Source organism: Marinobacter sp. es.042 (assembly GCF_900188315.1).
Classification (GTDB): Bacteria; Pseudomonadota; Gammaproteobacteria; order Pseudomonadales; family Oleiphilaceae; genus Marinobacter.
This window is the reverse complement of the sequence record NZ_LT897781.1, coordinates 751,118-775,421: the sequence shown is the minus strand read 5'-3', so window position 1 is coordinate 775,421 and position 24,304 is coordinate 751,118. Positions and strand designations below refer to the sequence as shown.

At 56.8% G+C, this 24,304-nt stretch carries 21 protein-coding genes and 2 tRNA genes; 9 read left to right on the top strand and 14 right to left on the bottom strand.

Going from position 1 to position 24,304, the window contains the following annotated elements; translation table 11 throughout:
* Window positions 1-5 precede the first annotated feature (5 nt).
* Window positions 6-857 (top strand): 6-carboxytetrahydropterin synthase, encoded by an 852-nt coding sequence (locus CFB02_RS03770; protein ID WP_062782374.1) that lies wholly within the window; start codon window positions 6-8, stop codon window positions 855-857.
* A 156-nt stretch (window positions 858-1,013) separates the two neighbouring features.
* Here CFB02_RS03770 and CFB02_RS03765 read toward each other — a convergent pair.
* The 3 genes from CFB02_RS03765 to gltX form a co-directional block, all read right to left on the bottom strand.
* A tRNA-Glu gene (locus CFB02_RS03765) sits at window positions 1,014-1,089 on the bottom strand.
* A gap of 7 nt (window positions 1,090-1,096) precedes the next feature.
* Window positions 1,097-1,172, bottom strand: a tRNA-Ala gene (locus CFB02_RS03760).
* 113 nt (window positions 1,173-1,285) lie between these two features.
* Entirely contained in the window at window positions 1,286-2,770 is a 1,485-nt protein-coding gene (gene gltX, locus CFB02_RS03755; RefSeq protein WP_088556938.1) for a glutamate--tRNA ligase, read from the bottom strand.
* A 187-nt stretch (window positions 2,771-2,957) separates the two neighbouring features.
* Here gltX and CFB02_RS03750 point away from each other — a divergent pair, with 187 nt between their 5' ends.
* The gene (locus tag CFB02_RS03750; RefSeq protein WP_088556937.1) at window positions 2,958-3,956 is read left to right on the top strand and encodes a zinc ABC transporter substrate-binding protein; all 999 of its coding nucleotides are present in this window, start codon (window positions 2,958-2,960) and stop codon (window positions 3,954-3,956) included.
* On the opposite strand, the gene CFB02_RS03745 is transcribed toward CFB02_RS03750, so the two are convergent.
* Entirely contained in the window at window positions 3,933-4,847 is a 915-nt protein-coding gene (locus tag CFB02_RS03745) for an AEC family transporter (protein ID WP_088559153.1), read from the bottom strand. The two genes, CFB02_RS03750 and CFB02_RS03745, sit on opposite strands and share 24 nt — an antisense overlap.
* Window positions 4,848-4,898: 51 nt before the next feature.
* Between CFB02_RS03745 and CFB02_RS03740 the strand changes: the two genes are divergently transcribed.
* The 6 genes from CFB02_RS03740 to CFB02_RS03715 all read left to right on the top strand — a co-directional run bounded on the left by CFB02_RS03740 (window position 4,899) and on the right by CFB02_RS03715 (window position 10,064).
* Window positions 4,899-5,390 carry a BLUF domain-containing protein gene (locus tag CFB02_RS03740; RefSeq protein WP_227519308.1) on the top strand — a complete coding sequence of 164 codons (492 nt, stop codon included), beginning with the start codon at window positions 4,899-4,901 and terminating at the stop codon, window positions 5,388-5,390.
* A 122-nt stretch (window positions 5,391-5,512) separates the two neighbouring features.
* A complete protein-coding gene (gene dusA, locus CFB02_RS03735) occupies window positions 5,513-6,547 on the top strand; it encodes a tRNA dihydrouridine(20/20a) synthase DusA (RefSeq protein ID WP_088556935.1) in 1,035 nt (344 codons plus the stop codon).
* 127 nt (window positions 6,548-6,674) lie between these two features.
* The gene (tal, locus tag CFB02_RS03730) at window positions 6,675-7,640 is read left to right on the top strand and encodes a transaldolase (protein WP_088556934.1); all 966 of its coding nucleotides are present in this window, start codon (window positions 6,675-6,677) and stop codon (window positions 7,638-7,640) included.
* Window positions 7,641-7,684: 44 nt separating this feature from the next.
* Window positions 7,685-8,134, top strand: coding sequence for a TerB family tellurite resistance protein (locus tag CFB02_RS03725; protein ID WP_008175048.1), 450 nt, complete (start codon window positions 7,685-7,687; stop codon window positions 8,132-8,134).
* 11 nt (window positions 8,135-8,145) lie between these two features.
* Window positions 8,146-9,273: a 3-deoxy-7-phosphoheptulonate synthase gene (locus tag CFB02_RS03720; RefSeq protein ID WP_088556933.1), complete on the top strand. Its 1,128-nt coding sequence runs from the start codon at window positions 8,146-8,148 to the stop codon at window positions 9,271-9,273.
* Complete coding sequence (locus CFB02_RS03715; protein ID WP_088556932.1) at window positions 9,270-10,064, top strand: glycerophosphodiester phosphodiesterase; 795 nt, start codon at window positions 9,270-9,272, stop codon at window positions 10,062-10,064. Before CFB02_RS03720 ends, CFB02_RS03715 begins: the two co-directional genes overlap by 4 nt.
* Window positions 10,065-10,121: 57 nt before the next feature.
* Here CFB02_RS03715 and sthA read toward each other — a convergent pair whose 3' ends face one another.
* The 10 genes from sthA to CFB02_RS03665 form a co-directional block, all read right to left on the bottom strand.
* Complete coding sequence (gene sthA, locus CFB02_RS03710; RefSeq protein WP_088556931.1) at window positions 10,122-11,513, bottom strand: Si-specific NAD(P)(+) transhydrogenase; 1,392 nt, start codon at window positions 11,511-11,513, stop codon at window positions 10,122-10,124.
* A gap of 58 nt (window positions 11,514-11,571) precedes the next feature.
* The gene (gene nqrM, locus CFB02_RS03705) at window positions 11,572-11,820 is read right to left on the bottom strand and encodes a (Na+)-NQR maturation NqrM (RefSeq protein ID WP_008175057.1); all 249 of its coding nucleotides are present in this window, start codon (window positions 11,818-11,820) and stop codon (window positions 11,572-11,574) included.
* A 12-nt stretch (window positions 11,821-11,832) separates the two neighbouring features.
* On the bottom strand, window positions 11,833-12,882 hold the full coding sequence (locus tag CFB02_RS03700) for an FAD:protein FMN transferase (RefSeq protein ID WP_088556930.1): 1,050 nt from the start codon (window positions 12,880-12,882) through the stop codon (window positions 11,833-11,835).
* 9 nt (window positions 12,883-12,891) lie between these two features.
* Window positions 12,892-14,118, bottom strand: a complete 1,227-nt coding sequence (gene nqrF / locus CFB02_RS03695; protein ID WP_014577567.1) for an NADH:ubiquinone reductase (Na(+)-transporting) subunit F — start codon at window positions 14,116-14,118, stop codon at window positions 12,892-12,894.
* Window positions 14,119-14,155: 37 nt separating this feature from the next.
* The gene (nqrE, locus tag CFB02_RS03690) at window positions 14,156-14,764 is read right to left on the bottom strand and encodes an NADH:ubiquinone reductase (Na(+)-transporting) subunit E (RefSeq protein WP_088556929.1); all 609 of its coding nucleotides are present in this window, start codon (window positions 14,762-14,764) and stop codon (window positions 14,156-14,158) included.
* Window positions 14,764-15,429, bottom strand: a complete 666-nt coding sequence (locus CFB02_RS03685; RefSeq protein ID WP_088556928.1) for an NADH:ubiquinone reductase (Na(+)-transporting) subunit D — start codon at window positions 15,427-15,429, stop codon at window positions 14,764-14,766. The genes nqrE and CFB02_RS03685 overlap by 1 nt, the downstream gene beginning before the upstream one ends.
* Window positions 15,430-15,431: 2 nt before the next feature.
* The gene (locus tag CFB02_RS03680) at window positions 15,432-16,235 is read right to left on the bottom strand and encodes a Na(+)-translocating NADH-quinone reductase subunit C (RefSeq protein WP_088556927.1); all 804 of its coding nucleotides are present in this window, start codon (window positions 16,233-16,235) and stop codon (window positions 15,432-15,434) included.
* Window positions 16,228-17,436 (bottom strand): NADH:ubiquinone reductase (Na(+)-transporting) subunit B, encoded by a 1,209-nt coding sequence (locus tag CFB02_RS03675; RefSeq protein WP_088556926.1) that lies wholly within the window; start codon window positions 17,434-17,436, stop codon window positions 16,228-16,230. The genes CFB02_RS03680 and CFB02_RS03675 overlap by 8 nt, the downstream gene beginning before the upstream one ends.
* Before the next feature lie 4 nt (window positions 17,437-17,440).
* Window positions 17,441-18,787 carry a Na(+)-translocating NADH-quinone reductase subunit A gene (locus CFB02_RS03670; protein ID WP_088556925.1) on the bottom strand — a complete coding sequence of 449 codons (1,347 nt, stop codon included), beginning with the start codon at window positions 18,785-18,787 and terminating at the stop codon, window positions 17,441-17,443.
* 270 nt (window positions 18,788-19,057) lie between these two features.
* Window positions 19,058-20,527 carry a glyceraldehyde-3-phosphate dehydrogenase gene (locus tag CFB02_RS03665; protein WP_088556924.1) on the bottom strand — a complete coding sequence of 490 codons (1,470 nt, stop codon included), beginning with the start codon at window positions 20,525-20,527 and terminating at the stop codon, window positions 19,058-19,060.
* Between the two features lie 221 nt (window positions 20,528-20,748).
* On the opposite strand from CFB02_RS03665, the gene mfd reads away from it, so the two are divergent.
* Window positions 20,749-24,282: a transcription-repair coupling factor gene (gene mfd / locus CFB02_RS03660; RefSeq protein WP_088556923.1), complete on the top strand. Its 3,534-nt coding sequence runs from the start codon at window positions 20,749-20,751 to the stop codon at window positions 24,280-24,282.
* Window positions 24,283-24,304: the final 22 nt, after the last annotated feature.

The following is a 24,304-nucleotide window of genomic DNA, read 5'->3' as shown; positions in this document are numbered from 1 at the left end:
ATTTGATGAACCATCTGTTTGTAGACAACCTGACCGTTATCGATTTTGCCTACCTGGACCCGACCCGTGGGCTGGTGGGTGAAAGCTGGATTGCGGATGTGGTGCTTGGCGGGGAGCTGGACGAACAGGGCATGGTGTTCGACTTCAGTAACGTAAAACGCACCATCAAGCGGGTGATCGATGAGCGTGTTGACCATCGCCTGGTGATTCCCCGCGGCTACCAGGGGCTGTCCTGGAGTGAGGAGCAGCCAGACACTTTTACCTGGGCACTCACGGACGGCAGCCAGATCATTCACCGCTCACCGGACGAGGCCATTGTCTGGTTGTCCGCCGATAGGGTTGTGCCCTCGGCCGTGGCCTCTTTGCTGGAACAGGAAATAAAGGCCGTGCTTCCGGCCAACGTGATTTCCGTGGAGATCAATCTCCGGGAAGAGGAGATCGATGGTGCCTACTACCACTATGTCCACGGCCTCAAGAAACACCTGGGCAACTGCCAGCGTATCGCCCACGGCCATCGATCACCGATTCGTATCGACCGGAACGGCCACCGCGATTACGATCTGGAGCGCCGCTGGGCCAAGCTCTGGCGGGATATCTACGTGGGCTCCGAGGAGGATGTGGTGCGTCGCCATGTGGGCGAAGACGGCGTTCGCTATGTGACCTTCGAATACGAGGCCAACCAGGGAGAGTTTGCACTGACCCTGCCAGAGGAGCGCGTGTACATGCTGGATACCGACACCACGGTGGAGCTGATTGCCGCTCACATGGCCGACAAGCTCAAGGTGGAGTTCGCGACAGACACCATCCGGGTGAAGGCTTATGAAGGTGTTGGGAAGGGCGCCATTGCCGAGCGCTGATTGAGATCGTGAATGCGGGGTCAGATGAAAATGGGGTCAGAAGAACTTTTCTTCTGACCCCATTTTCATCTGACCCCTTGCTTTACAGGCACAAAAAAACCGCCAGAAGGCGGTTTTTTTGATGGCTTTCCGGTGGACTAAACCGTCAAGCCGTATTGGCGTCCCCTAGGGGGTTCGAACCCCTGTTGCCGCCGTGAAAGGGCGGAGTCCTAGGCCACTAGACGAAGGGGACTAGAAATTGGTGGAGCCAGGCGGGATCGAACCGCCGACCTCAACACTGCCAGTGTTGCGCTCTCCCAGCTGAGCTATGGCCCCTCAACGGCTGCGTATATTAAGGATCCGCCCTATGGGCGTCAACCTCTGAAACATACTTTTTTTCAGTTTTCTGAACATCCCTGTTCAAGCCGTTTATTAATTCACCAAAGCGGTTAATGAATACCCAGAGCCGCGTATTCCTTTTCCACCTTCTTGGTTTCCTTCTTGGAGAATCCACCCATCACTTCCAGGGCATGCCGAAGCCTTGAACGGGTCATGTCCGGGCCCAGCAGCGCCATGGAATCCATGACAGACCAGGAATTCGGGGTGCCAGCAACCGCCACAAAAATGGAGAACATGAAGTCACCCATCTTCAGGTCCGTGGCTTTGGCCAACGCCTTGATATCCGCGAAGATGGTCTCCTTGCTCCAGTGTCGCTGCGCTTCAAGCTTCCAGAGCGTGAACTGAAGAACCCGCTTGATCTGGGCTTCCTCCAGTTTGTTATGGGCAAAGTCTTCCGGCTTCAGGTTGAGCATGCCGGAGAACATGAACTGGGCCATGGGCGCTACATCCGAAAACACCTCTGCCCTGCCCTTGATGTGGGGCACCAGAGCACGCAGGGCATCCTCATTGAACCACCACTGGCGCATGCGCTCCATGAACTGCTCTTCAGTCAGCTCTTCGCGCAGCCACTGGCCGTTCAGCCAGCGGAGCTTCTCCACGTCAAACACCGGGCCACCAAGGGAAACTCTCTGGATGTCGAAGTTCTCGATCATCTCATCCAGGGTGAACTTTTCCCGCTCATCCGGCATGGACCAGCCCATGCGCCCCAGGTAGTTGGTGACGGCCTCCGGCAGAAAGCCCATGCGCTCATAGAAATTGATGCTGGTCGGGTTCTTGCGTTTGGACAGCTTGCTCTTGTCCGGGTTGCGCAGCAGCGGAAGGTGACACAGCACCGGCATATCCCAGCCAAAATACTGATACAGCAGCTTGTGCTTGGGCGCCGAGTTGATCCACTCCTCACCGCGCAGAACGTGGGTGATTTCCATCAGGTGATCATCAACCACATTCGCCAGGTGATAAGTGGGCATGCCATCGGACTTGAGCAGAATCTGGCAGTCCACCTGAGCCCAGTCGATCTCAATGGTGCCCCGAAGCATGTCGTCGATCTCGCAGACGCCCTCATCGGGCACTTTCATACGAATCACGTATGGTTCACCTGCATCGAGGCGGCGCTTCACTTCGTCCTCGGGCAGCTCCAGATCGCCCTTGATACCCGGGTTCAGACCCTGGGCCTTACGTTCTTCACGAATGGCTTCCAGCTCATCCGGTGTGCGGAAGCAATAAAAAGCGTGGCCGGCCGTCACCAGATCCTCGGCATACTGCCGGTACGAGTGCTTGCGCTCGGACTGGCGATAGGCGCCGTGAGGACCACCCAAGTCGGGGCCTTCATCCCAGTTCAGACCGAGCCAACGCAGCGCCTTGAGAATGTCCTGTTCGGATTCTGCGGTACTGCGGGCCTGGTCGGTGTCTTCGATACGCAGGATAAACTGGCCGCCGTGCTGACGGGCAAAGCACAGGTTGAACAGGGCCACGTAGGCGGTACCAACGTGAGGGTCTCCAGTGGGTGACGGAGCAATTCGGGTACGTACAGTCATGAAACCTTCCTGAAAAATCGGTGGCCGTTTGATAAAGCCGGCATTATACCGGCCAACGGCAGGTTTCGCATGATCAGGAGGTTAACGAGCACACCAGAAATATTAAGTAAGAAGTTTCTTTTGCCGGCCCCGTCCGAGTTTGTTATATTATAACATTACACATTAGCATCGCAGGATCTCATTTATCATGCGCGTTACCGGAAAAGCACTTTCTATTGCACTCGGAGCCGGCACCCTTTTGTTTCACAGCGCCCTGCAGGCCGAGACCCGTATTGTTACTTCCATCAAACCGGTTGAGCTGATCGTCAGTGCGATCGCCACGGAAGACATGCAGACAACGAGCCTCGTCCCGCCCGGCTCCAGCCCCCACAACTACACCATGAAACCATCCCAGCGGCGGGCGCTGGAAAACGCCGACGTGATTTTCTGGGTCGGGCCCGACATGGAAACCTTCCTAAATCGCCTTCTGGCCGGGCAGGAATTCAGCGGTCGAACGGTCGCGCTCATGGATGCCGAGCACGAACCCGGGGAAGTTACCCACGATGAACACGCCCACGACGACCACGTGGAAGATCACCATGGCCATGCTCACGAAGAGGAGGCCAAGGAGGAAGAACACCACAACAAGGGGCACGGACACGGCCATGATCACGGAGACGGCGAAGACCCGCACATCTGGCTGGATCCCGAATTGGCCATCGAAATGGCCGGGACGATCCGCGATGCTCTCTCAGCACTGGAAGGTGTTGACGCTGGCGCGTTAAACGAGAATTTCGAGCAGTTTAAGGTCAGCGTTCGAGAAACCGATGCCAATATTCGGGACCGCCTTGCACCGGCGCACGAAATCAGCCTGTTCGCCTATCACGACGCCTTTACCCGATTTGCCGAACACTATGAACTGAAACTCGAGGGCGTTCTGACACTGAACCCGGAGCTGTCGCCAGGGGCACGGCATATCGCGGAAGTGCAGGAAAAACTGCGCAACGCCAACCACCCCTGCCTGCTGACCGAACCGCAGTTCAACCGGCAGTGGTGGCGCACGATCACCGAGAGCCTGGACGTAACCTTCAGCACCTGGGACCCTCTGGCCACTGACATCGCGGCAACGCCAGAGGGTTACAACAACTTCCAGCACAGCATTGTCGACGCCGTGCTCAAGTGCCTACCAGAGAATACTGAGCATTAACGGTATGGTGACGATGGCCAGCAAGGTCTGGCCACTGATGATGCCCGCCATCAGGGGGGCATCGCCACCAAGCTGCCGGGCCAGAATATAGGCAGAGGTGGCCGTGGGAAGCGCCGACAACAGCACGGCCACCTGAACCATCATTCCCTCAAGACCCAGCAACAAGGCCAGCCCCGCAGTCAGCATCGGAAATCCAACCAACTTCAGCGCCGATGAAACAATAAACGGCAGTGAAGCGCCTCTGAGGGCCTTGAGCTGAAGCCCGGCACCAACTGTCATCAGCCCCATCGGCAACGCCAGATTACTCAGAGGCTCGAGAATGCCGCCGATCAGCGGATGAAATCCGATTTCGAAGAAACTCCAGACCACGCCAATCACCGAGCCCACTATGAGAGGATTGGTCACAATCGCCTTGAACACTGGCACCAACCTCACCGGCCCTTCCGTGGCCACCAGCGAAAACATCAGTATGCACAGCAGATTCAGCAACGGCACCATGATGGCAACCGCAATCGCCGTGAGGGACAGGCCCTGATCGCCGAGGAGCATGCCGCCAGCCGCCAGGCCCACGTAGGAATTGAACCGGATAGCCCCCTGGTAAACCGAAGAAAAAACCGGGCCGGGCCAGCGCCAGAACCACTGGGCAATCGCCAGGATCAGCGTCATCGCGATCAGCATGGCGCCGATGAGCAGTGCAATGTCACCATAAGCGGAAGCCGGCAACCTGGCCTGCCCCAGCTTGAAGACCAACATGGCCGGAAACAGCACGTAGTAGGTAAACCGCTCCGCCTGGGGCCAGAAATCGCCACCCGGAAAGTCAATGCGGCGGAACACATGCCCCAGCATGATCAGCACAAATACCGGCAGCAGAGCCTGCACCATCAGGGGCATACGTTCAAACTCCAGGGCAAGGTTGTTAACTTGGGTTTTATGGGAGTAAAGTTGAAGAAGCAGCAAATCATATCAGAAGGAGTGCTTCTCCTTCAGGGAGGTTTTTTCGCTATGGACGCATCAAAGCCGAGACTTTGCAGGCTTATCTATTTCAGCAACGTTTCTTCGCATCTGCAGGAATCCGATTTAGACGACATCCTCGAAGAATCCATCAAAAGAAACGAGCGGGACGGGATCACCGGCCTGCTGGCTTATGATCAATTCAATTTCATGCAGGTTTTGGAGGGTGAGGAAGAGGCTGTTAACAAACTTTATCTTGGCATCACCGCCGATCCCCGCCACCAAGATGTTCGGCTTATCCAGTACGAGCAAATCGATGATCGCCAGTTTGACGATTGGGCTATGGCTTTGGCGAAGCTTCCCGAGGTTCCCGGCAATTACATCAACAGACTCTATGGTGGATTCAAGCCCCAGCTGTTCTCCAATCGAGACGCACTCATCTACTTCAATTTTCTCCGCAACTATCTGAAACGCGCAGCCTGAAGCCCGCTATAGATTTCGCCAAAGCCTTACGGAAATCGGAAACCAATGCCTGTTAAACTACGACCCTCGTTTTCAACGTAGTACTTTAGGTAACCCGTTTTTCGTCGACAACAGGTATCGCAATGTCTGGAATACCATCTGAGGACACCGTGCTGCACAACTCCGGTCCTTCCCGCCGCTTCTGCGTGGCCCCGATGATGGACTGGACCACCAGCCACTACCGCTACCTGGCGCGCCAGCTTAGCCGGCATACCCTGCTCTACACTGAGATGGTCACCACCGGCGCGCTGATACATGGCGACACCGCGCGCTTTCTGCGCCACGATGAGGCCGAGTACCCACTGGCCCTTCAGCTGGGTGGCAGCGATGCCGGCGAACTTGCCCACTGCGCCAGGCTGGCGCAGCAATACGGCTTCGATGAGGTTAACCTGAACGTTGGTTGCCCCAGCGATCGTGTTCAGAACAACATGATCGGTGCCTGCCTGATGGGCCATCCGGACAAGGTGGCAAAGGGCGTGCGCGCCATGATTGAAGCAACCGACCTGCCAGTCACCGTGAAGCATCGAATCGGTATTGATGGACGGGAGTCCTGGGACGATCTCTGCGAATTCGTGGAAAAAGTGTCCGAAGCTGGCTGCCGGACCTTTATCGTGCACGCCCGGATCGCGATTCTTGAAGGCCTGAGCCCCAAGGAAAACCGGGAAGTCCCTCCGCTTAAATACGACTGGGTCTACCGGCTGAAAGCGAAATACCCGCACCTGGAAATCATCATCAACGGCGGCATCAAGACCTTCGATGAGTGCCACGAGCATCTCCGGCATACCGACGGCGTGATGCTGGGTCGGGAGGCGTACCACAATCCCTGGCTGCTGGCGGGGGTTGATCCGGAGTTTTTCGGGCAGGCGGCGCCGGTAGATACCCGGCATCAGGCACTTCGGGCCATGCTTCCGTTCATAGGGAGCGAACTTGAGCGCGGCGTATTCCTGACCCACATGTCCAGGCACCTTCTCGGCCTGTTCCACGGTCAACCTGGCGGTCGGCAGTTCCGTCGCTATATCAGCGAGAACGCCCATAAATCCGGCGCTGGCCTGGAGGTGATCGAAGCCGCTCTGGAAAAGGTTCATGAACCGGCGGCGCCGGAGATTGCCGAAGCTTAATCGCAAGCAATTGCCACCATACCTTTTGTTGTCTTGTTCCTGTCAGAGCGGCCCGTTATTGTAGGCATATAGCCAGCTCCCGGGATTCGGGCGCACCAATAACAGATCAACCGGGACGACAGGACGAATGACCAGCAAGCTCAACCAACTGAAGACCATGACCACGGTGGTAGCGGATACCGGCGATATCGAAGCCATTGCGAAGTGGCGGCCAGAAGATGCCACCACCAATCCATCCCTGCTGCTTAAAGCTGCCGCTTCCGACGCTTACCGGCCGATGCTGGACAAGGCTGTGGCAGAAGCCCGGCGGCATGGCGGCTCAGACGCCGAGCAGCTGACCATGGCCACTGATATGCTGGCCGTACTCGCCGGCCGAGAAATCCTGAACCTGATTCCCGGCGTGGTTTCGACGGAGGTGGATGCCCGTTTGTCCTTTGATACCGCCGGTACGCTCGAGCGCGCCCGCCGCCTGGTTGAGCTATACGACAAGCAGGGCGTCGACACCAGTCGCGTACTGATCAAGATTGCATCTACCTGGGAAGGTATCCGGGCCGCCGAGCAACTGGAGAAAGAAGGCATTCACTGCAACCTGACGTTGCTGTTTTCTTTCATTCAGGCCGCCGCCTGTGCCCAGGCCGGTGCGTTCCTGATCTCGCCCTTTGTTGGTCGAATTCTGGACTGGCACCTGGCAAGCACTGGCCGGGACAGCTACCCGGCTGCAGAGGATCCGGGGGTGCTTTCGGTATCCCGCATCTACAATTACTACAAGGCCAACGGCTTTAAAACGGTGGTGATGGGTGCCAGTTTCCGGAACACCGGCGAAATTGAAATGCTGGCTGGCTGTGACCGCCTGACCATTAGCCCTACCCTGCTACAGGAGTTGCAGGACGACCTGGGTGATCTGCCGCGTCGACTGATCGCCGACACCGCCAGCTCACCGGATCAGTTTGGCACCATCGACGAAAAACTGTTCCGCTGGGAATCCAACGAGGACGCTATGGCTACCGAGAAGCTGGCCGATGGTATCCGCCGGTTCACAGCCGACCAGATTGAACTGGAAAACCGGGTCCGGCAGCTGGCCAGGGCAGCCTGACGCCACGTCTCAAAAACCATATACAGTAGTAGGACTGTCCGATCATGATCGAGCGCCTGAAAAAACTGTTTGCGGCACCGGAAGCTGAACGCGAGAAACCCGATAATCATCAGCTCGCCGTGGCGGCCACGGCATTGATGGTTCAGCTTTCCCGTGTCGACCAGGATGAAGACGAGCGCGAACTGCAGGCCATTGTTGATGGCGCAGTAAAAGCACACCAGGTAACCCAGGCTGAAGCCGAGGAAATTCTGGAAGACGCCCTCAGCCACGCAGACGATGCCACGTCGCTCTATGAATTTACCGGCCAGATCAACGAGTACCTGGACCAGGAAGGAAAACAGGCCCTGCTCGAAAGTATCTGGCGCGTGGCCTTTGCGGATGGCCGCATCGACAAGTACGAAGAACACCTTATCCGCCGCATGGCAGACCTGCTGCATCTCAATCATCGGGAGTTCATGCAGGCGCGGCACCGGGCGCAAGACGCCGGTTCTTAAAAGGAGACAGTATGCTAGCGATTCTTCACCCGAATACCGCTCTGGACAGCGAAGAATACCGACAGACCATGCACTACCTCGAGAATCTGCCGAACGTATCGGTTCGGGTTCATGAGGTTCAGGGCGCCACCCAGAGGCTGACCGAAATCTATCTTCTCGGGGACACAAAGCCCCTGAACAAGGAAGAAATCGAAGCCCTGCCTGCGGTCGAGCGGGCCATACGCATTTCGGACGACTACCGCATTCTCGGACGCCACCGGGATGATCGCCGCCAAAGCGGCTTCACCTACAACGGTGTCGAATTCAGTCAGTCCAATCTGAACATTTTTGCCGGGCTGTGCGCGGTTGATGTACCCGAACACGTCGACATGATGATGCAGGCCCTGGAAGACCATGGGGAAGTCTGCACACGAATGGGTGCCTACAAGCCGCGTACCAACCCCTATTCATTCCAGGGCCACGGCAAGGGCTGCCTCCCCTGGGTGTTTGAAAAGGCGGGGAAACACGGTATCAAGGTGATCGCCATGGAGATCACTCATGAAAGCCACATTGAGGAAATCGACAACTGCCTCGAAAAGCTCGGCCGTCCCACCGGTGTAATGCTGCAGGTGGGCACCCGCAATACCCAGAACTTCGAGCTGCTCAAGGCCATTGGCCGCCAGAGTACCTATCCGGTACTGCTCAAACGCGGGTTCGGAATTACCCTGAATGAATCCCTCAACGCTGCCGAGTATCTGGCCAGCGAAGGCAACGCTAATGTCATCTTCTGCCTGAGGGGCATGAAAACCGAGGCCGGCCAGCCCCATCGGAACATGGTGGATTTCGCCCATGTGCCGGCGGTCAAGCGCCTCACCCGTATGCCAGTCTGTGTGGATCCTTCCCATTCGGTGGGCAGCCGCGAGCAGTCTCCGGACGGCATCCTTGATGTCATGCACGCGACCGCCCAGGGCGTCGTCGCCGGTGCCAACATGGTGCTCGTAGATTTCCACCCCAAGCCGGAAAGAGCTCTGGTGGACGGCCCCCAGGCCCTACTGATGAACGAGCTGCCGGCGTACCTCGAAGACATACGCCTTTGCCATGACACCTGGAAAAAGCGCCAGGCCATTTACCAACGCCTGAAGGATGATGCAGCGGAATGATTGTCTACGGACACAGAGGCGCCAAGGGAGAAGCTCCCGAAAACACCCTTCCGGGATTTATGCATGCCTACCGGCACGGTATCCGGCATTTCGAACTGGATCTCGTATTGTCAAAGGACGGCAAGCCGGTACTGGTGCACGACCTTTCGGTAGACCGTACCACCAGCCAGAAAGGCAGCATCAGCCAGTACACCGCTGCCGAACTGGCGGCCATGGACGCCCGGCGCAACACCAGCTCCTGGCCCACTTCCACCGGTATTCCGACACTCGAAGACCTGCTGGATCAGTTCGACGACATCGAGCATTTGCAGCTGGAAGTCAAAAAAGACACTCGCCAGCGGCTTAATATCCTGTGTAACCGGCTGACCGAGGTCATTCAGCGCCGGAACCTTTATCAGACTGCTGCCATCACCTCTTCAGACATCTGGTTTCTGAAACAGATACGGCGGCGCAACAGGAACATCCGTCTTGGCCTGGTAGCCGAACGAAAATTTCCACGCCCCCTCAGTATGGCAAGCCGTTTGGGCTGCGAGTATCTCTGCATAAACTGGAAGTTGTGTTCGAAAGCTCTGGTGGAGCAGGGACATCGACGTGGCATGCACGTGTCCACTTGGACTGTGAACCGCATCCACGACATGCTGCAACTGGAAGAGATGGGCGTGGACAGCATCATTACTGACTACCCCACAAGTACCCGTATCTTTTTCGACAACAGGGCGAGGTCTGCCCTGTCCTTGCCCCAGAGCCGGGAATCAACCTCACTCAACAGTGAAGCAGTGTCTACTGGCTGAAATCGCGGGCTCGGGGTCAGATGAAAACGTTCATCTGACCCCGTTTTCGTAAATGGCTCAGAAGATCCGGTTCAGGCCGTTCAGTGCCGCGACCCGGTATGCCTCAGCCATGGTCGGATAGTTGAACGTGGTGTTGATGAAGTAGTTCAGAGAGTTAGCCTCCCCTTCCTGATTCATGATCGCCTGGCCGATGTGGACGATTTCTGCTGCCTGGTCACCGAAACAGTGGATGCCCAGAATCTGGCGGGTCTCCCGGTGGAACAGGATTTTCAGCATACCTACTGCCTCTCCAGTGATCTGTGCGCGTGCCAGATCCTTGAAGAACGCCTGTCCAACCTCGTAGGGCACCTTGGCTTCTGTCAGTTCGCGCTCGGTTTTACCAACGGAACTGATTTCCGGAATGGTGTAGATCCCGGTCGGCACATCCGACACAAAGCGGAAGTATGCGTCATCCACAATATCCGAGGATGCAGAACGGCCCTGGTCATAAGCGGCGCTTGCCAGACTCGGCCAGCCGATCACGTCGCCCGCCGCATAGATGTTGTCCACCTCGGTGCGGTAGTGCTCGTCAACGGCCAGTTGGCCGCGGCCATTGGGTTCCAGACCGATATTTTCGAGGCCCAGCTTCTCGGTGTTCCCGCTGCGACCATTGCACCACAGGAATGCATCCGCACGGATTTTCTTGCCCGATTGCAGCGACAGCACCACACCGTGGTCGTCGCCCACAACCGACTCGTACTGCTCGTTGTGACGAACCAGAACGCCATTATTCCGCAGGTGGTAACTCAGGGCGTCGGAGATCTCGTCATCCAGGAAGGACAACAGCCGGCTACCCGGGTTGATCAGGTCGACTTTTACACCCAGGCCCGCAAAGATCGAGGCATACTCTGACCCGATGACGCCAGCGCCATAAATAACCAGTGTGCGAGGCGTGTGAGACAGATTCAGAATGGTGTCGGAGTTGTAGATACGGTGATGACGGAAGTCCACATCGGGTGGCAGATAGGGCCTGGAACCGGTGGCGATGATCGCCTGCTTGAAGTGCAGCGTCTCGGAGGACTTGCTGCCCCGGACTTCTATGCGGTTCTGGTCGACAAAAAAGGCCCGGCCGTTTATCAGATCCACGCGATTGCGAGAGTAGAACTGCGTCCGGAGCTTGACCTGCTTACCGATGACTTTCTGGGCATTCTGAAGCACGCGCGGGAAAGAGAACCAGCGAGGCTCACCGATATCCCGGAACATCTGGTTGGTGTTAAAGGTAATGATCTGTTTGACGGAGTGGCGCAGCGCCTTGGAAGGAATGGTGCCCCAGTGGGTGCAGTTCCCGCCAACGGTAGGCTTGTCTTCGATGATCGCGACACGTTTGCCGTGTTTCGTCGCATTCATCGCCGCGCCTTCGCCGGACGGACCGGCGCCGATAACGACGACGTCGTAATGATGTTCTGCCATGCGCGCAGTGACTCCTTAGCTACGTCGTGAAAAGATGGTTGTAATTGTCAAAAACAGATCAGTGCTTGCTGGCCTTGCTGGCGTCGTAAGCCAGAGCCTCGGGCTCTTTACCCTCGTTGGCCAACCGCTCGTTTTCTTCTTCGCACTTCTGGGTATTACCACCGCAGATATCACAGGACTGGCTGATACCGAGCGCGCCAATCCCGCCGCAGGTTCCGCTGATGGGCTTGCGCCCCAGGATCACGCCAATAGACATGGCTGCAACCAGCAAAACCACGATGAAAAGAACCAAAAGAAAGGTACCCATGTTGCCCTCCCCTTATTGAGTCACGTAGGACGAAAAAGCCGGCGTCTGGTGCGTCTCGAAGCCTTCATCCGTCCTGACAATAAAATAGGCCGGGATATTTTCCCTTACCGCGAGCTCATTTGCCCGCTCGTAGCCCATCACATTAAAACCGGTTGCCAGAGCATCTGCCGTCATACAATCGTCCGCGATAACGGTTACCGATGCCAGCTTGTGAGCAATTGGCTCACCCGTTTCGGGGTCTATTGTATGGGAATACCGACGCCCTTCCGATTCGTAATAATTACGATAATCACCCGATGTTGCCATAGCGCGTGATTCCAGCGCCACCACGCGGTTTACCGCGCGCCCCTCGGCCATCGGCTGCTCTATGGCCAGTCGCCAGGTGCTGCCATCAGGTTTACGGCCATTGACGCTAACCTCTCCGCCAATCTCCACCAGGTACGCCTCGACGCCTTCGCTCTCAAGAAAACGGGCAACCGCATCTACACCGTATCCCTTGGCGATAGCCGACAGATCCACATATTGCGGTGGTGTCGCACGCACGCCGGGCGGATCGACCCGCAGCTCGAGCTTCTCGAAGCCAGTGGCGGCCAGAGCCCTGGAGAGAGATTCTTCTGAGGGAATCTGCTCCGGGCGCGCCTGGGGCCCGAACCCCCAAAGATTTACCACCGGGCCGATGGTCACATCAAAGGCACCATCGGTCATCGTTGAGATCTCTTCAGCCTTCTGAAGAACACGGAGCAAGCCCGCTGACACCGGAACCCATTCGGATTGATCGGATCGTTGATTGAAACGGGACAGTTCCGAATCCTCTCGCCAGGTCGACATTGACGCATCAACCCCTTCAAGCACCTCATCAATACCGCTGGCCAGAGTTTCAAGCCTCTCCTGATCCTCGGTCAATACGACATTGATGTGGTAGCTGGTGCCGAAGACAGGTCCGGAGATTTCCCAGATCTTTTCCTCTGGCTCAAACGAACAACCCGCCAGAACGGCAAAGGCCAGCGCTGTAAAAGCGCTGGCCAGGGCCACCCTGGCGGGTCGTACCATGCTGAATGTCATCAGAACTGCTTAGCCTCCAAAGTCATCCAGCATGATGTTTTCATCCTCTACACCCAGATCTTTCAGCATCTTGATGCAGGACGCGTTCATGATTGGGGGCCCACACATGTAGTACTCACAGTCTTCCGGAGCCGGATGGTCCTTCAGATAGTTCTCGTACAACACGTTGTGGATAAACCCTGTGGGGCCTTCCCAGTTATCTTCTGGCAGTGCATCGGAAAGAGCTACGTGCCACTCGAAGTTGTCGTTCTCTTCCTGCAGCCCGTCGAAATCTTCCACGTAGAACATCTCGCGAACACTGCGTGCACCATACCAGAAGCTGATCTTGCGCTTGGAATTAAGACGCTTGAGCTGATCGAAGATATGGGAACGCATCGGAGCCATACCGGCACCACCACCGATGAAAACCATTTCAGCATCAGTCTTCTTGGCGAAGAACTCACCGAACGGTCCCATCACGGTCACCTTGTCTCCCGGCTTCAGGTTGAACACATAGCTCGACATGATGCCCGGGTTGTGGTCCGTGCCCGGAGGCGGCGTAGCGATACGAATGTTGAACTTGAGAACACCCTTTTCTTCCGGGTAGTTCGCCATGGAATAGGCCCGGATGGTCTCTTCCTTGTTGACCGCCTTGTAGCGCCAGATGTTGTGCTTGTCCCAGTCCTCGTGGAACTCTTCCTCGATGTCGAAATCCTTGAAGTCGATTTCGTAGGGAGGGCACTCAAGCTGAACATAGCCGCCGGCCCGGAAGTCTACTTCCTCACCTTCAGGCAGCTTGAGTACGAGTTCTTTGATGAAGGTAGCCACGTTATGGTTGGAGACAACCTCACATTCCCACTTCTTCACGCCGAAGAATTCCTCCGGCACTTCCACCTTCATATCCTGCTTTACAGGAACCTGACAGGACAGGCGCCAACCTTCTTTCTCTTCGCGGTTGGTGAAGTGGGTCTTTTCCGTTGGCAGCATGGCACCGCCGCCTTCCAGAACCTTGCACTTGCACTGGGCGCAGGTACCGCCACCACCACAGGCAGATGACAGGAAAATACCACTGTTCGCCAGAGTACCGAGCAGCTTGCCGCCGGCTTCGGTCTTCAGAGTGTGTTCTGGATCATCGTTGATCTCAATGGTCACATCACCGGTGCTTACCAGCCTGGACCGGGCCGCAAGAATCACTGCGACCAGGGCCAGAACGATAACGGTGAACATGACCACGCCGAGAATAATTTCTGTATTCATGGTCTCGCCTTTTCGTTAAACCGAATCACCGGGTGAATTACAGTGAGATACCGGAGAAGGACATGAAGCCCAGGGACATCAGACCAACGGTAATGAAGGTGATACCCAGGCCACGCAGGCCCTCCGGAACGTCACTGTATTTCAGTTTCTCGCGAATACCCGCCAGGGCAATGATAGCCAGGGCCCAGCCGATGCCGGCGCCAAAGCCATACACCACACTCTCGCCAAAGGTGTAGTCACGCTCCACCATGAACAGCGAGGCACCAAGGATGGCGCAGTTCACCGTAATCAGTGGCAGGAATACACCCAGAGCGGCATAGAGCGCCGGTATGTACTTGTCCAGAACCATTTCCATGATCTGGACGATCGCCGCGATTACACCGATATACGTAATCAGACCGAGAAAGCTCAGGTCTACGTTAGGCAGACCTGCCCAGCCGAGAGCGCCCTCGCGCAGGACGCTGTTGTACAGAAAGTTGTTTACCGGAACGGTAACCGTCAGCACAACCACAACAGCAATGCCGAGACCTGTTGCGGCCTCAATCTTCTTGGAAATGGCCAAAAAGGTACACATTCCCAGGAAGAAGGCCAGAGCCATGTTTTCAACGAAAATCGCCTTAAGAATCAGGCTGATATAATGTTCCATCAGAAGGCCTCCTTGGCAACATGACGAGACATCTTGTAATCCGGCTCTTCAACCTGTTCCGGTTTCCAGGTCCGCAGACCCCAGATCGCCAGACCAATGATAAAGAATGCGCTGGGAGGCAGCAGCATCATACCGTTCGGGATGTACCAGCCACCTTCGTTGACGACCGGCATCAGAGTAACCCCGAACAGGGAACCCGCCCCCAGAAGCTCACGGAAGAAAGCGACAAAAATAAGGCACACTGAATACCCAAGACCGTTACCAATGCCGTCCAGGAAGCTCAACCAGGGGCCATTCTTCATGGCGAAACCTTCCGCGCGCCCCATTACGATACAGTTGGTAATAATCAGACCAACAAACACCGACAGCTGCTTGGAAATCTCGTAGGCATAAGCCTTGAGTACCTGATCAACCACGATTACCAGTGAGGCGATGATGGTCATCTGGACGATGATCCGGATACTGCCCGGAATCTGGGTACGTACCAGTGACACCGCAAGGTTGGAAAATGCGGTAACGGCAATAACCGCTGCACACATAACAAGAGTAACGTTCATGCTGGTGGTTACCGCCAGCGCTGAACAGATGCCCAGGATCTGCAGGGCAATCGGGTTGTTGCTGAAGATCGGTTCGAAGAGAACCTGTTTGGCTGATGCATCTGCCATGATCAGACCTCCCCTTCACGAAGTTTTTGCAGGAACGGCGCGTATCCGCGGTCGCCCATCCAGTAGTTGACCAGTTGCTCAACGCCGCGGCTTGTCAGCGTAGCACCGGACAGAGCATCAACCTTGTGTTCCTTGTCCTTTGCATCGGCGCCAACACCGCCCTTCACCAGTCGCACCTGGGGCTCGGAACGGTCTTCGCGATAGACCTCCTTGCCAACCCACTGGCGCTTCCAACGCGGGTTGTCCACTTCACCACCGAGCCCCGGAGTTTCTGCATGCGCATAGAAACCCAGACCTTCGATCGTGTTCAGGTCCCCTTCAAGAGAAATAAAGCCGTAAAGCGTGGACCAGAGCCCGTAGCCGTGGATCGGAAGAACCACGCGACTGATCTGGCCGTTCTCGCTCATGGTGTAAACCTTGGCAACATTCGGGCGGCGCTTGATGCCGGCCTTGTCTTCCGAAGACGGAATGTTGGTGGACATCTGCGGATCAGAAGCAGCTTTGTACATATCGTACTTCATGGGATCCTGGACACCCACGTCGGACGGCTCGACAAACTCACCCGTATCGAGATCGACAAGGCGAACATCAAAACGCGCGAACGCTTCTTCAATCTGCTCGGCGCTGGAGCCAGACTCCAGCATACCGGCCGAGGAAAGAATATTGGTCTTGATGTCCAGGTTCTGGTTCTGAATCTGCGCAGGACGGAGCAGAACGGCTGCCGTGGAGACCACAACAGAGAAAGCAATACTCAGTACCAGCGCAACAACCAGAGTGCGGGAGACAGTTTCTTTAGCTTTAGCCACGAGCGAGCCTCCGTTTGATATTGGCCTGAACCACGTAATGATCCATCAGCGGCGCGAACAGGTTAGCGAACAGAATGGCCAGCATAATGCCCTCAGGGAAGGCCGGGTTAATGACACGAATAAGGATTGTCATAACACCCACCAGAATGCCAAAGCACCAGCGGCCTGTGTTGGTCATCGCTGCGGAAACCGGATCGGTTGCCATGAACATCATGCCAAAGGCAAAACCGCCCATAACCAGATGCCAATGCGCCGGAATCGCGAACATCGGGTTGGTTTCAGACCCGATAACGTTCAGCAACAGGGACATCCCGATCATACCAATCAGAACACCGCCTACGATCCGGTAGCTGGCAATTTTCATGGCCAAAAGGATCAAACCACCAATCAGCACAGCAAGGGTTGAGGTTTCCCCCATCGAACCCTGGATGGTGCCCATGAATGCGCTCATCCAGCCAATCTGCGTTTCCAGAGCTTCCAGGCCGCCGCTTGCCGCCCAGCTCAACGCCGTGGCGCCACTGAACCCGTCAACAGCCGTCCATACTGTGTCACCGGAAATCTGCGCCGGATAGGCAAAGTACAGGAACGCACGACCAGTCAAAGCCGGATTCAGGAAGTTCTTACCAGTGCCGCCGAACACTTCCTTACCGACCACAACGCCAAAGGTAATGCCCAGAGCCACCTGCCAGAGCGGAATGGTAGGAGGACAGATCAGGGCAAACAGCACCGAGGTGACGAAGAAGCCTTCGTTGACTTCGTGACGACGCACAGTAGCGAACAGCACTTCCCAAAAACCGCCAACGATAAAAGTGACGGCGTAAATGGGGATAAAATAGGCCATTCCGTAGATGAAATTATCCAGTACGCCGGCACCCGCCCCCGTCGACGCAAGAGCAGTGATGAAAGCGGTGCGCAAACCGCCATCACCCACCATCGCATCGGGCGTGGCTGCCAGATAGCTGTTGGCCTGGAAACCGATGTTCCACATACCGAAGAACATGGCCGGGAAGGTGCACATCCACACCGTGATCATGATGCGCTTCAGGTCTACCCCGTCGCGAACGTGAGCAGTAGTGGAGGTCACCTTACCTGGCGTATAGAAAATGGTGTCTACTGCCTCGTACAACGCGTACCAGCGCTCGTACTTGCCACCCTTCTCAAAGTGATGCTCGATTCCATCGAGAAACTGTCTGATAGCCATCGTATTAGCCCTCGATCTCGATTCGGGTCAGGTTCTCTCGGAGAATCGGACCATATTCATATTTGCCCGGGCACACGAACGTGCACAGCGCCAGATCTTCTTCATCCAGCTCAAGCGCTCCGAGCTTCTGTGCCATCTCTGTGTCACCGACAATCAGCGAACGCAGCAGCTGCGTCGGAAGAATGTCCAGAGGCATAATTCGCTCATAAACACCCGCCGGCACCATCGCGCGCTCACTACCATTTGTGGTTGTCGTGAAGTTAAACAACTTGCCAGACATCAACTTTGAAACGTAAATATTCAAAGTTGAGAACCGATTCGGTCCCGGTGACAACCAACCCATGAACTCACGCTTGTTGCCCTCTTCAAGAACGGATACCTGATTGGCAAAGCGGCCGAGGTAGGCGCAGGGGCCATCGCCGCGGCGACCACCGAACACAGAACCCGAAATCGGCCGGATCTCACAATCTGTGGCAACTTCGCCCTCGAGAAGTTCCTCGAGGCTGGCACCCAGACGGGTACGAACCAGGCGAGGCTTCAGGGCCTTGGGACCACCAATCGCGACAATACGCTCCACCGGTACTTCTCCGGATTCGAACAGTTTGGCGATGTCGATGACGTCCTGATAATTGATGCTCCAGACCATCTTGCTACCGGATACCGGATCCAGATGATGGATGTGGGTACCAACGTTTCCTGCCGGATGCTTGCCATCAAACTGGTGCACCTCAACAGCGTCGGATTTGGGTACCGCCACGTTGGATCCGGGCCTGCCGGTAACAAACACTTTGCCCGTGGTCAGCTTGGTGAGAAGCGTGAGGCCTTTTTCAAACGCCTGGCTGTTCTCGCCAATGATCACCGTCGGGTCCGCTGCCAGCGGGTTAGTGTCCATAACCGACACGAAAATGGAGTGAGGGGCGGAGTCGATCTCGGGAACCTTGCTGTAGGGGCGCGTTTTGAGCGCCGTCCACAAACCGGATTCCACAAGGTTATCAACCACCTGCTGGCGTTCCAGGCCGGCAAGGTCAGCTTCGCTGTAGCGGGCAAACGTCTCAGCCTCATCGCCATCGATTTCGATAACGATCGACTGGAATACCCTACGCTCACCACGGTTAATCTCTTTCACCACGCCGGCGGCGGGTGAAGTATAACGAACGCCTTCGGTCTTCTTGTCCGTGAACAGCAGCGTACCGCGCTTGACACGGTCTCCCTCTTTCACAGCCATCGTCGGCTTCATGCCGATGTAGTCAAAACCGATCAACGCCACGTGGCGAACGGGTTTGCCGTCTGTAATGGTCTGTTCTGGAGCGCCGCTGATGGGAAGATCCAGGCCTTTTTTGATCTTGATCATTAGCCTCATCCAATCATCAGAAACTTTTCAATGGATTCGTAACGCCAGACACCTGCGGCCCAGAAAAAACCATGAGAAACGTAGTGCCAGACGTACCCAAAATCGCGCCAATTATAGAGATTAAGGAATCCTATTTCCACCAGAAACCGGAACGGGTTAAATGCTGACAGCCAATCGAGCCAGCCAACTGGCCATAAAAGCAAAAACCCCGGCAACGGTTGCTGCCGGGGTTTTTGATGACCTTTAACTCACCAATCAGGTGCGTTCCGCTCAGTCTCTCGCACGTTTGGGGAAGATCGGGTAATTTACGCCTGCCATCTGGTTAACAACTCGCACCACCTGCGCGCTGTAGCCGAACTCGTTGTCGTACCAGACATACAGAATCAGGCGTTTGCCACTGGCGATGGTTGCCTGGGCGTCAACGATGCCAGCGTGGCGAGAACCGACAAAGTCGGTAGAGACAACTTCCGGCGAATTGACGAAATCAATCTGCTTCTGCAGCTCTGAATGCAGCGCCATGTCGCGCAGATAGTCGTTTACCCCTTCCACATCAACGTCTTTCTTGAGGTTGAGATTCAGGATCGCCATGGAAACATTCGGCGTCGGTACGCGAATGGCATTACCGGTCAGCTTGCCCTTGAGCACCGGCAGCGCCTTGGCAACGGCTTTGGCTGCGCCTGTCTCGGTAATTACCATGTTCAGGGCGGCACTCCGTCCGCGACGGCTACCCTTGTGGTAGTTGTCGATCAGGTTCTGGTCGTTGGTGTACGAGTGAACGGTCTCAACATGGCCGTCTTCGATGCCGTACTCGTCTTCAATTGCCTTGAGCACCGGTGTGATGGCATTGGTGGTACAGGACGCGGCCGACAGAATCTTGTCGTCGTCGGTGATCCAGTCGTTATTGATGCCATAAACAATGTTCTTGATATCACCCTTGCCCGGAGCGGTCAGGATAACGCGGCTGACACCCTTCGATTTGAGGTGCAGGCCAAGACCCGCCTCGTCACGCCACTTACCGGTGTTGTCGATCACGATGGCGTTGTTGATGCCGTACTCGGTGTAGTCCACTTTGTCCGGACCATCGGAGTAGATGACCTTGATGTAGTTGCCGTTGGCGATCAGGGCCGATTCTTTTTCATCAACCGTGATGGTGCCATCGAACGGGCCATGCACAGAGTCACGGCGCAGCAGGCTGGCACGCTTCTCTAGATCGTTTTCCGCTCCACCCTGGCGAACGACAATGGCACGCAGGCGCAGATTATTACCGCCGCCCGCTTTCTCAATCAGAATGCGCGCCAGCAGGCGACCGATACGGCCGAAACCGTACAGAACAACGTCTTTGGTGTCGTTATGGGCGTCTTCCTCGGACTGCGCGGCGTACTGCCCAACAACAGGACCAATTTCGCGCTTCAGGAATTCGGTAAGATCACCGCCCTCGTCCTTGAATTTGACCGCCAGCTTGCCGATATCCACGTGGGCCCGGCCAAGGTCCAGATTGTCCATGGCCTGCAGGATCGGCAGGGTGTCATGAACAGAGAGCTCGCTGTCTTCAACCTGGCGCACAAAACGATGGGCGCGGATGATGTCGATAACCGACTGGTTGATGATGGCGCGGCCGTAAACAGAAGTAACCACATTGTTTTTGCGGTAGAGGCGGCCGATCAGCGGAATCATGGCTTCCGCGGTGGATTCTCTTTCTGTCCAGTTGGACAGGTGCTGATTGATCTGTTCGTGACTCACGCTTGGACCTCTGCAATTGGCACTTGGAAATTGGGGCGCACATTATCCAATTTAATCCGGCCGACCGCAAATACGGCGGGCCATGACCTTCGTATAGGACGCGCTTGTCAATTACGCAAATGCCGACCGAGGCGCCGGCGCCATGACAGTGAGGGGCGCGAGCGTTAGAATACGCGCCTCACCGCCTCCCGGACATCCACAGCAGGAGAACCTGACCGCCCATGAGCCAAGGTGCCAGCACACGCCCGTCACCCCTCCCCTTGATTGCCCCCGAATTTCCGTCTCGGCCGGCCGATCACCGAACATGGGGTCAACTGCACGGCAGCAGTGAGGCACTGGCCATCTGCGAAAGTGCGCGCGCGCACAAGGGTCTGACCCTTGTCATTACCCGCAGCACCGCCGATGCCATCCGGCTTGAGCAGGCCATGCGTTTCTTCCTGGGGCTCCCCCCGGAAGAAGACGGCCCGGCGGTCAGCGATGACGGGCTGGAACTGCTGTCGCTGCCCGACTGGGAAACCCTGCCCTACGATCTGTTTTCGCCCCACCAGGATATTATTTCCCGGCGAATCCGGACCCTGCACCGCCTGCCCGCAACCAGCCATGGGGTTCTGGTGGTTCCCGCACGCACGCTGATGCACAGGCTGCCGCCGGTAAACTACCTCCAGGGCAACACCCTGCTTCTGGAAGTGGGACAGTCCCTGGATATCGAGAGCTGGCGAATGCAGCTTGAGGCGGCAGGCTACCGGCATGCCGAGAACGTCTACGAGCACGGCGAATACGCGGTCCGAGGCGCCATACTGGACATTTTCCCCATGGGCGCCAGCCAGCCCTATCGGATTGACCTGTTCGATGATGAGATCGAAACGCTCCGGACTTTCGACCCCGAGACTCAGCGCTCAATCGACCGGATCGAACGCATCGAACTGCTACCCGCCTTTGAATTCCCCTGGCACAAAGAGGCGCGCTCCGGATTCCGCAGCCGCTGGTTCGAGCAGTTCCCGGATGCCGACAAAGACACCCCCATCTATCAGGACGTTACTCACGGCATCACCCCGCCGGGGATTGAGTACTACCTGCCGCTGTTCTTCGACGAGACGGCAACCCTGTTTGACTATCTGCCCGGCGCCACCCACGTTTTTACTGCGGACGGACTGAACGATGCGGTCAGCCACTTTGACAGTGAAACCCGCAACCGGTACGAGGATCGTCGTCACGATCGCCTGCGGCCGATTCTGCCGCCCACGCGCCTCTTTTTACAGCAGGAAGAGCTGTTCGGACAGCTGAAGGCCTTCCCGAGGGTAACCGTCTCCGCGGAGCCAAAGGATGGCGCGGGATCGGTTAACTGCCCCACGACCACCTTGCCGGATATCGCCATGGACGGTCGGGCTGCAGACCCTGCCGGTCGCCTCAAGCGTTTTCTGGGAGAGTTCGACGGCCACGTGCTTATATGCGCCGAATCGTCCGGTCGGCGTGAGGCGCTGATGGAGAATCTTGGCGAACAGGGTGTTGAATTGAAAACCCTGTCGGGCTGGCAGGCTTTTCTCGACGATAAGGAAAGCCCCGTGGCCATTACCATTGCCCCGATGGAGCAAGGCCTGGTGCTGCCCCAGCATTCCGTTGCCCTGATCACCGAGACAGCCCTGTTCGGCGAGCGGGTACTGCAGCGGCGGCGCCGTGAGAAGCCTACGGAAACCGACGATGCCGGCTTCCGGGATCTGTCGGAATTGCGGATTGGTGCGCCGGTGGTTCATATCGACCACGGTGTTGGCCGTTACCTGGGTCTGGAAACCATCACGGTAGAGGGCGAAGCGAGCGAATTCCTGATGCTTGAGTACGCCGGGGGCTCAAAACTGTACGTGCCGGTCTCCAGCCTGCACCTGATTTCCCGCTATGCCGGCAATGACACCGAACACGCGCCGCTGCACAAACTCGGGACGGACCGCTGGAGCACAGCCAAACAGAAAGCCCTTGAGAAGATCCGGGATACCGCCGCCGAGCTGCTGGATGTGTACGCCCGCCGGGAGGCGCGCAAAGGCTTTAGCTTCGAGGATCCCAAGGAAGCCTATCGCGCCTTTGCTGCCGGCTTTCCGTTCGAGGAGACGCCCGACCAGCAGGTTGCTATCCAGTCGGTGTTCGAGGACATGACCAGCGAGCAGCCCATGGATCGCCTGGTGTGTGGCGATGTCGGCTTCGGGAAAACCGAGGTTGCCATGCGCGCGGCGTTCCTGGCTACATGGTCGGGCAAACAGGTGGCGGTTCTGGTCCCCACTACCCTGCTCGCCCAGCAGCATTATGAATCCTTCCGGGACCGTTTCTCGGATACCCCTGTGCAGGTCGAGCTGCTCAGCCGGTTCCGCACGGCTGGCCAGACCAGCAAGGCGCTGGAGGCGGTGGAGAACGGCAGGGCCGACATCGTCATCGGCACCCACAAACTGCTGCAGGGCGACATCAAGTTCAAGAATCTTGGCCTGGTTATCATCGACGAAGAGCATCGCTTTGGCGTTCAGCAGAAGGAGAGACTAAAAGCACTGCGGGCAGAAGTGGACATGCTCAACCTGACCGCTACCCCGATTCCGCGGACACTGAATATGGCCATGGGGCATCTGCGGGATCTCTCGATTATCGCCACCCCTCCGGCCCGGCGGCTCTCGGTGAAAACCTTTGTGCGCCAGAAAGACAACGCCATGGTCAAGGAAGCCATACTGCGGGAAATTCTCCGGGGCGGTCAGGTCTACTTCCTCCACAACGATGTGGCCACCATCGAGAAGACGGCAGAGGATCTGCGTTCGCTGATTCCGGAAGCGAGGGTGGGCGTCGCCCACGGGCAGATGAGAGAGCGTGATCTGGAAAAGATCATGTCCGACTTCTACCACAAACGCTTCAACGTGCTGGTGTGCACAACCATCATTGAGACCGGCATCGACGTTCCCAGCGCCAACACCATTATTATCGAGCGGGCAGACAAGTTCGGCCTGGCGCAATTGCATCAGCTTCGGGGCCGGGTCGGCCGTTCGCACCACCAGGCCTATGCCTACCTGCTCACGCCACCACCGAAATCCATCACGGCGGACGCCAAAAAGCGTCTGGATGCGATTTCGGAGGCGCAGGACCTGGGCGCCGGCTTCATGCTGGCCACTCATGACCTGGAAATCCGCGGTGCCGGGGAGTTATTGGGGGAAGAACAGAGCGGGCAGATCGAAAGCATCGGCTTTACCCTTTACATGCAGCTGCTGGACGAGGCCGTCAAGGCCATTCGCGAGGGCAGAACCCCGAACGCCGACCTGCCCCTTAGCCACGGCACCGAAATGAACCTGAGAATCCCGGCCCTGATCCCAGAGGATTATCTGCCGGATGTCCATAACCGCCTGATGCTCTACAAACGGATTGCCAGCGTGGACAGCCCGGAAGCATTAAAAGAACTTCAGGTTGAAATGATCGACCGCTTTGGATTATTGCCGGATCCGGCCAAAAACCTGATCCGCCAGACCGAGCTTCGATTGCGTGCAGACGCCCTGGGCATCGTGAAAGTCGATGCCGGCAAGGAATGGGCGCGGCTCGAGTTTGGCAGCTCGACACCGGTGGATCCCCTGGTTCTGGTTAAAAAAGTGCAATCCGCACCCGACCAGTACCGGCTCGAAGGTGCCAACAGCTTCCGTTTTCGGCTGAAGGATGCCACAACCGGTGGTAAACTCGACGGCATTTCCCGGATGCTTGGCGAGCTGGAGCCCGCAAAAAATGACGCGTCCGGCTCATGAACGGCCGACCAACAAGTGGAGT

Coding starts and splice junctions, on each gene's coding strand:
- CFB02_RS03770 (WP_062782374.1), top strand. CDS start 6: ATGAACCATCTGTTTGTAGACAACCTGACCGTTATCGATTTTGCCTAC.
- gltX (WP_088556938.1), bottom strand. CDS start 2,770: ATGACTGTACGTACCCGAATTGCTCCGTCACCCACTGGAGACCCTCAC.
- CFB02_RS03750 (WP_088556937.1), top strand. CDS start 2,958: ATGCGCGTTACCGGAAAAGCACTTTCTATTGCACTCGGAGCCGGCACC.
- CFB02_RS03745 (WP_088559153.1), bottom strand. CDS start 4,847: ATGCCCCTGATGGTGCAGGCTCTGCTGCCGGTATTTGTGCTGATCATG.
- dusA (WP_088556935.1), top strand. CDS start 5,513: ATGTCTGGAATACCATCTGAGGACACCGTGCTGCACAACTCCGGTCCT.
- tal (WP_088556934.1), top strand. CDS start 6,675: ATGACCAGCAAGCTCAACCAACTGAAGACCATGACCACGGTGGTAGCG.
- CFB02_RS03725 (WP_008175048.1), top strand. CDS start 7,685: ATGATCGAGCGCCTGAAAAAACTGTTTGCGGCACCGGAAGCTGAACGC.
- CFB02_RS03720 (WP_088556933.1), top strand. CDS start 8,146: ATGCTAGCGATTCTTCACCCGAATACCGCTCTGGACAGCGAAGAATAC.
- CFB02_RS03715 (WP_088556932.1), top strand. CDS start 9,270: ATGATTGTCTACGGACACAGAGGCGCCAAGGGAGAAGCTCCCGAAAAC.
- sthA (WP_088556931.1), bottom strand. CDS start 11,513: ATGGCAGAACATCATTACGACGTCGTCGTTATCGGCGCCGGTCCGTCC.
- nqrM (WP_008175057.1), bottom strand. CDS start 11,820: ATGGGTACCTTTCTTTTGGTTCTTTTCATCGTGGTTTTGCTGGTTGCA.
- CFB02_RS03700 (WP_088556930.1), bottom strand. CDS start 12,882: ATGACATTCAGCATGGTACGACCCGCCAGGGTGGCCCTGGCCAGCGCT.
- nqrF (WP_014577567.1), bottom strand. CDS start 14,118: ATGAATACAGAAATTATTCTCGGCGTGGTCATGTTCACCGTTATCGTT.
- nqrE (WP_088556929.1), bottom strand. CDS start 14,764: ATGGAACATTATATCAGCCTGATTCTTAAGGCGATTTTCGTTGAAAAC.
- CFB02_RS03685 (WP_088556928.1), bottom strand. CDS start 15,429: ATGGCAGATGCATCAGCCAAACAGGTTCTCTTCGAACCGATCTTCAGC.
- CFB02_RS03675 (WP_088556926.1), bottom strand. CDS start 17,436: ATGGCTATCAGACAGTTTCTCGATGGAATCGAGCATCACTTTGAGAAG.
- CFB02_RS03670 (WP_088556925.1), bottom strand. CDS start 18,787: ATGATCAAGATCAAAAAAGGCCTGGATCTTCCCATCAGCGGCGCTCCA.
- mfd (WP_088556923.1), top strand. CDS start 20,749: ATGAGCCAAGGTGCCAGCACACGCCCGTCACCCCTCCCCTTGATTGCC.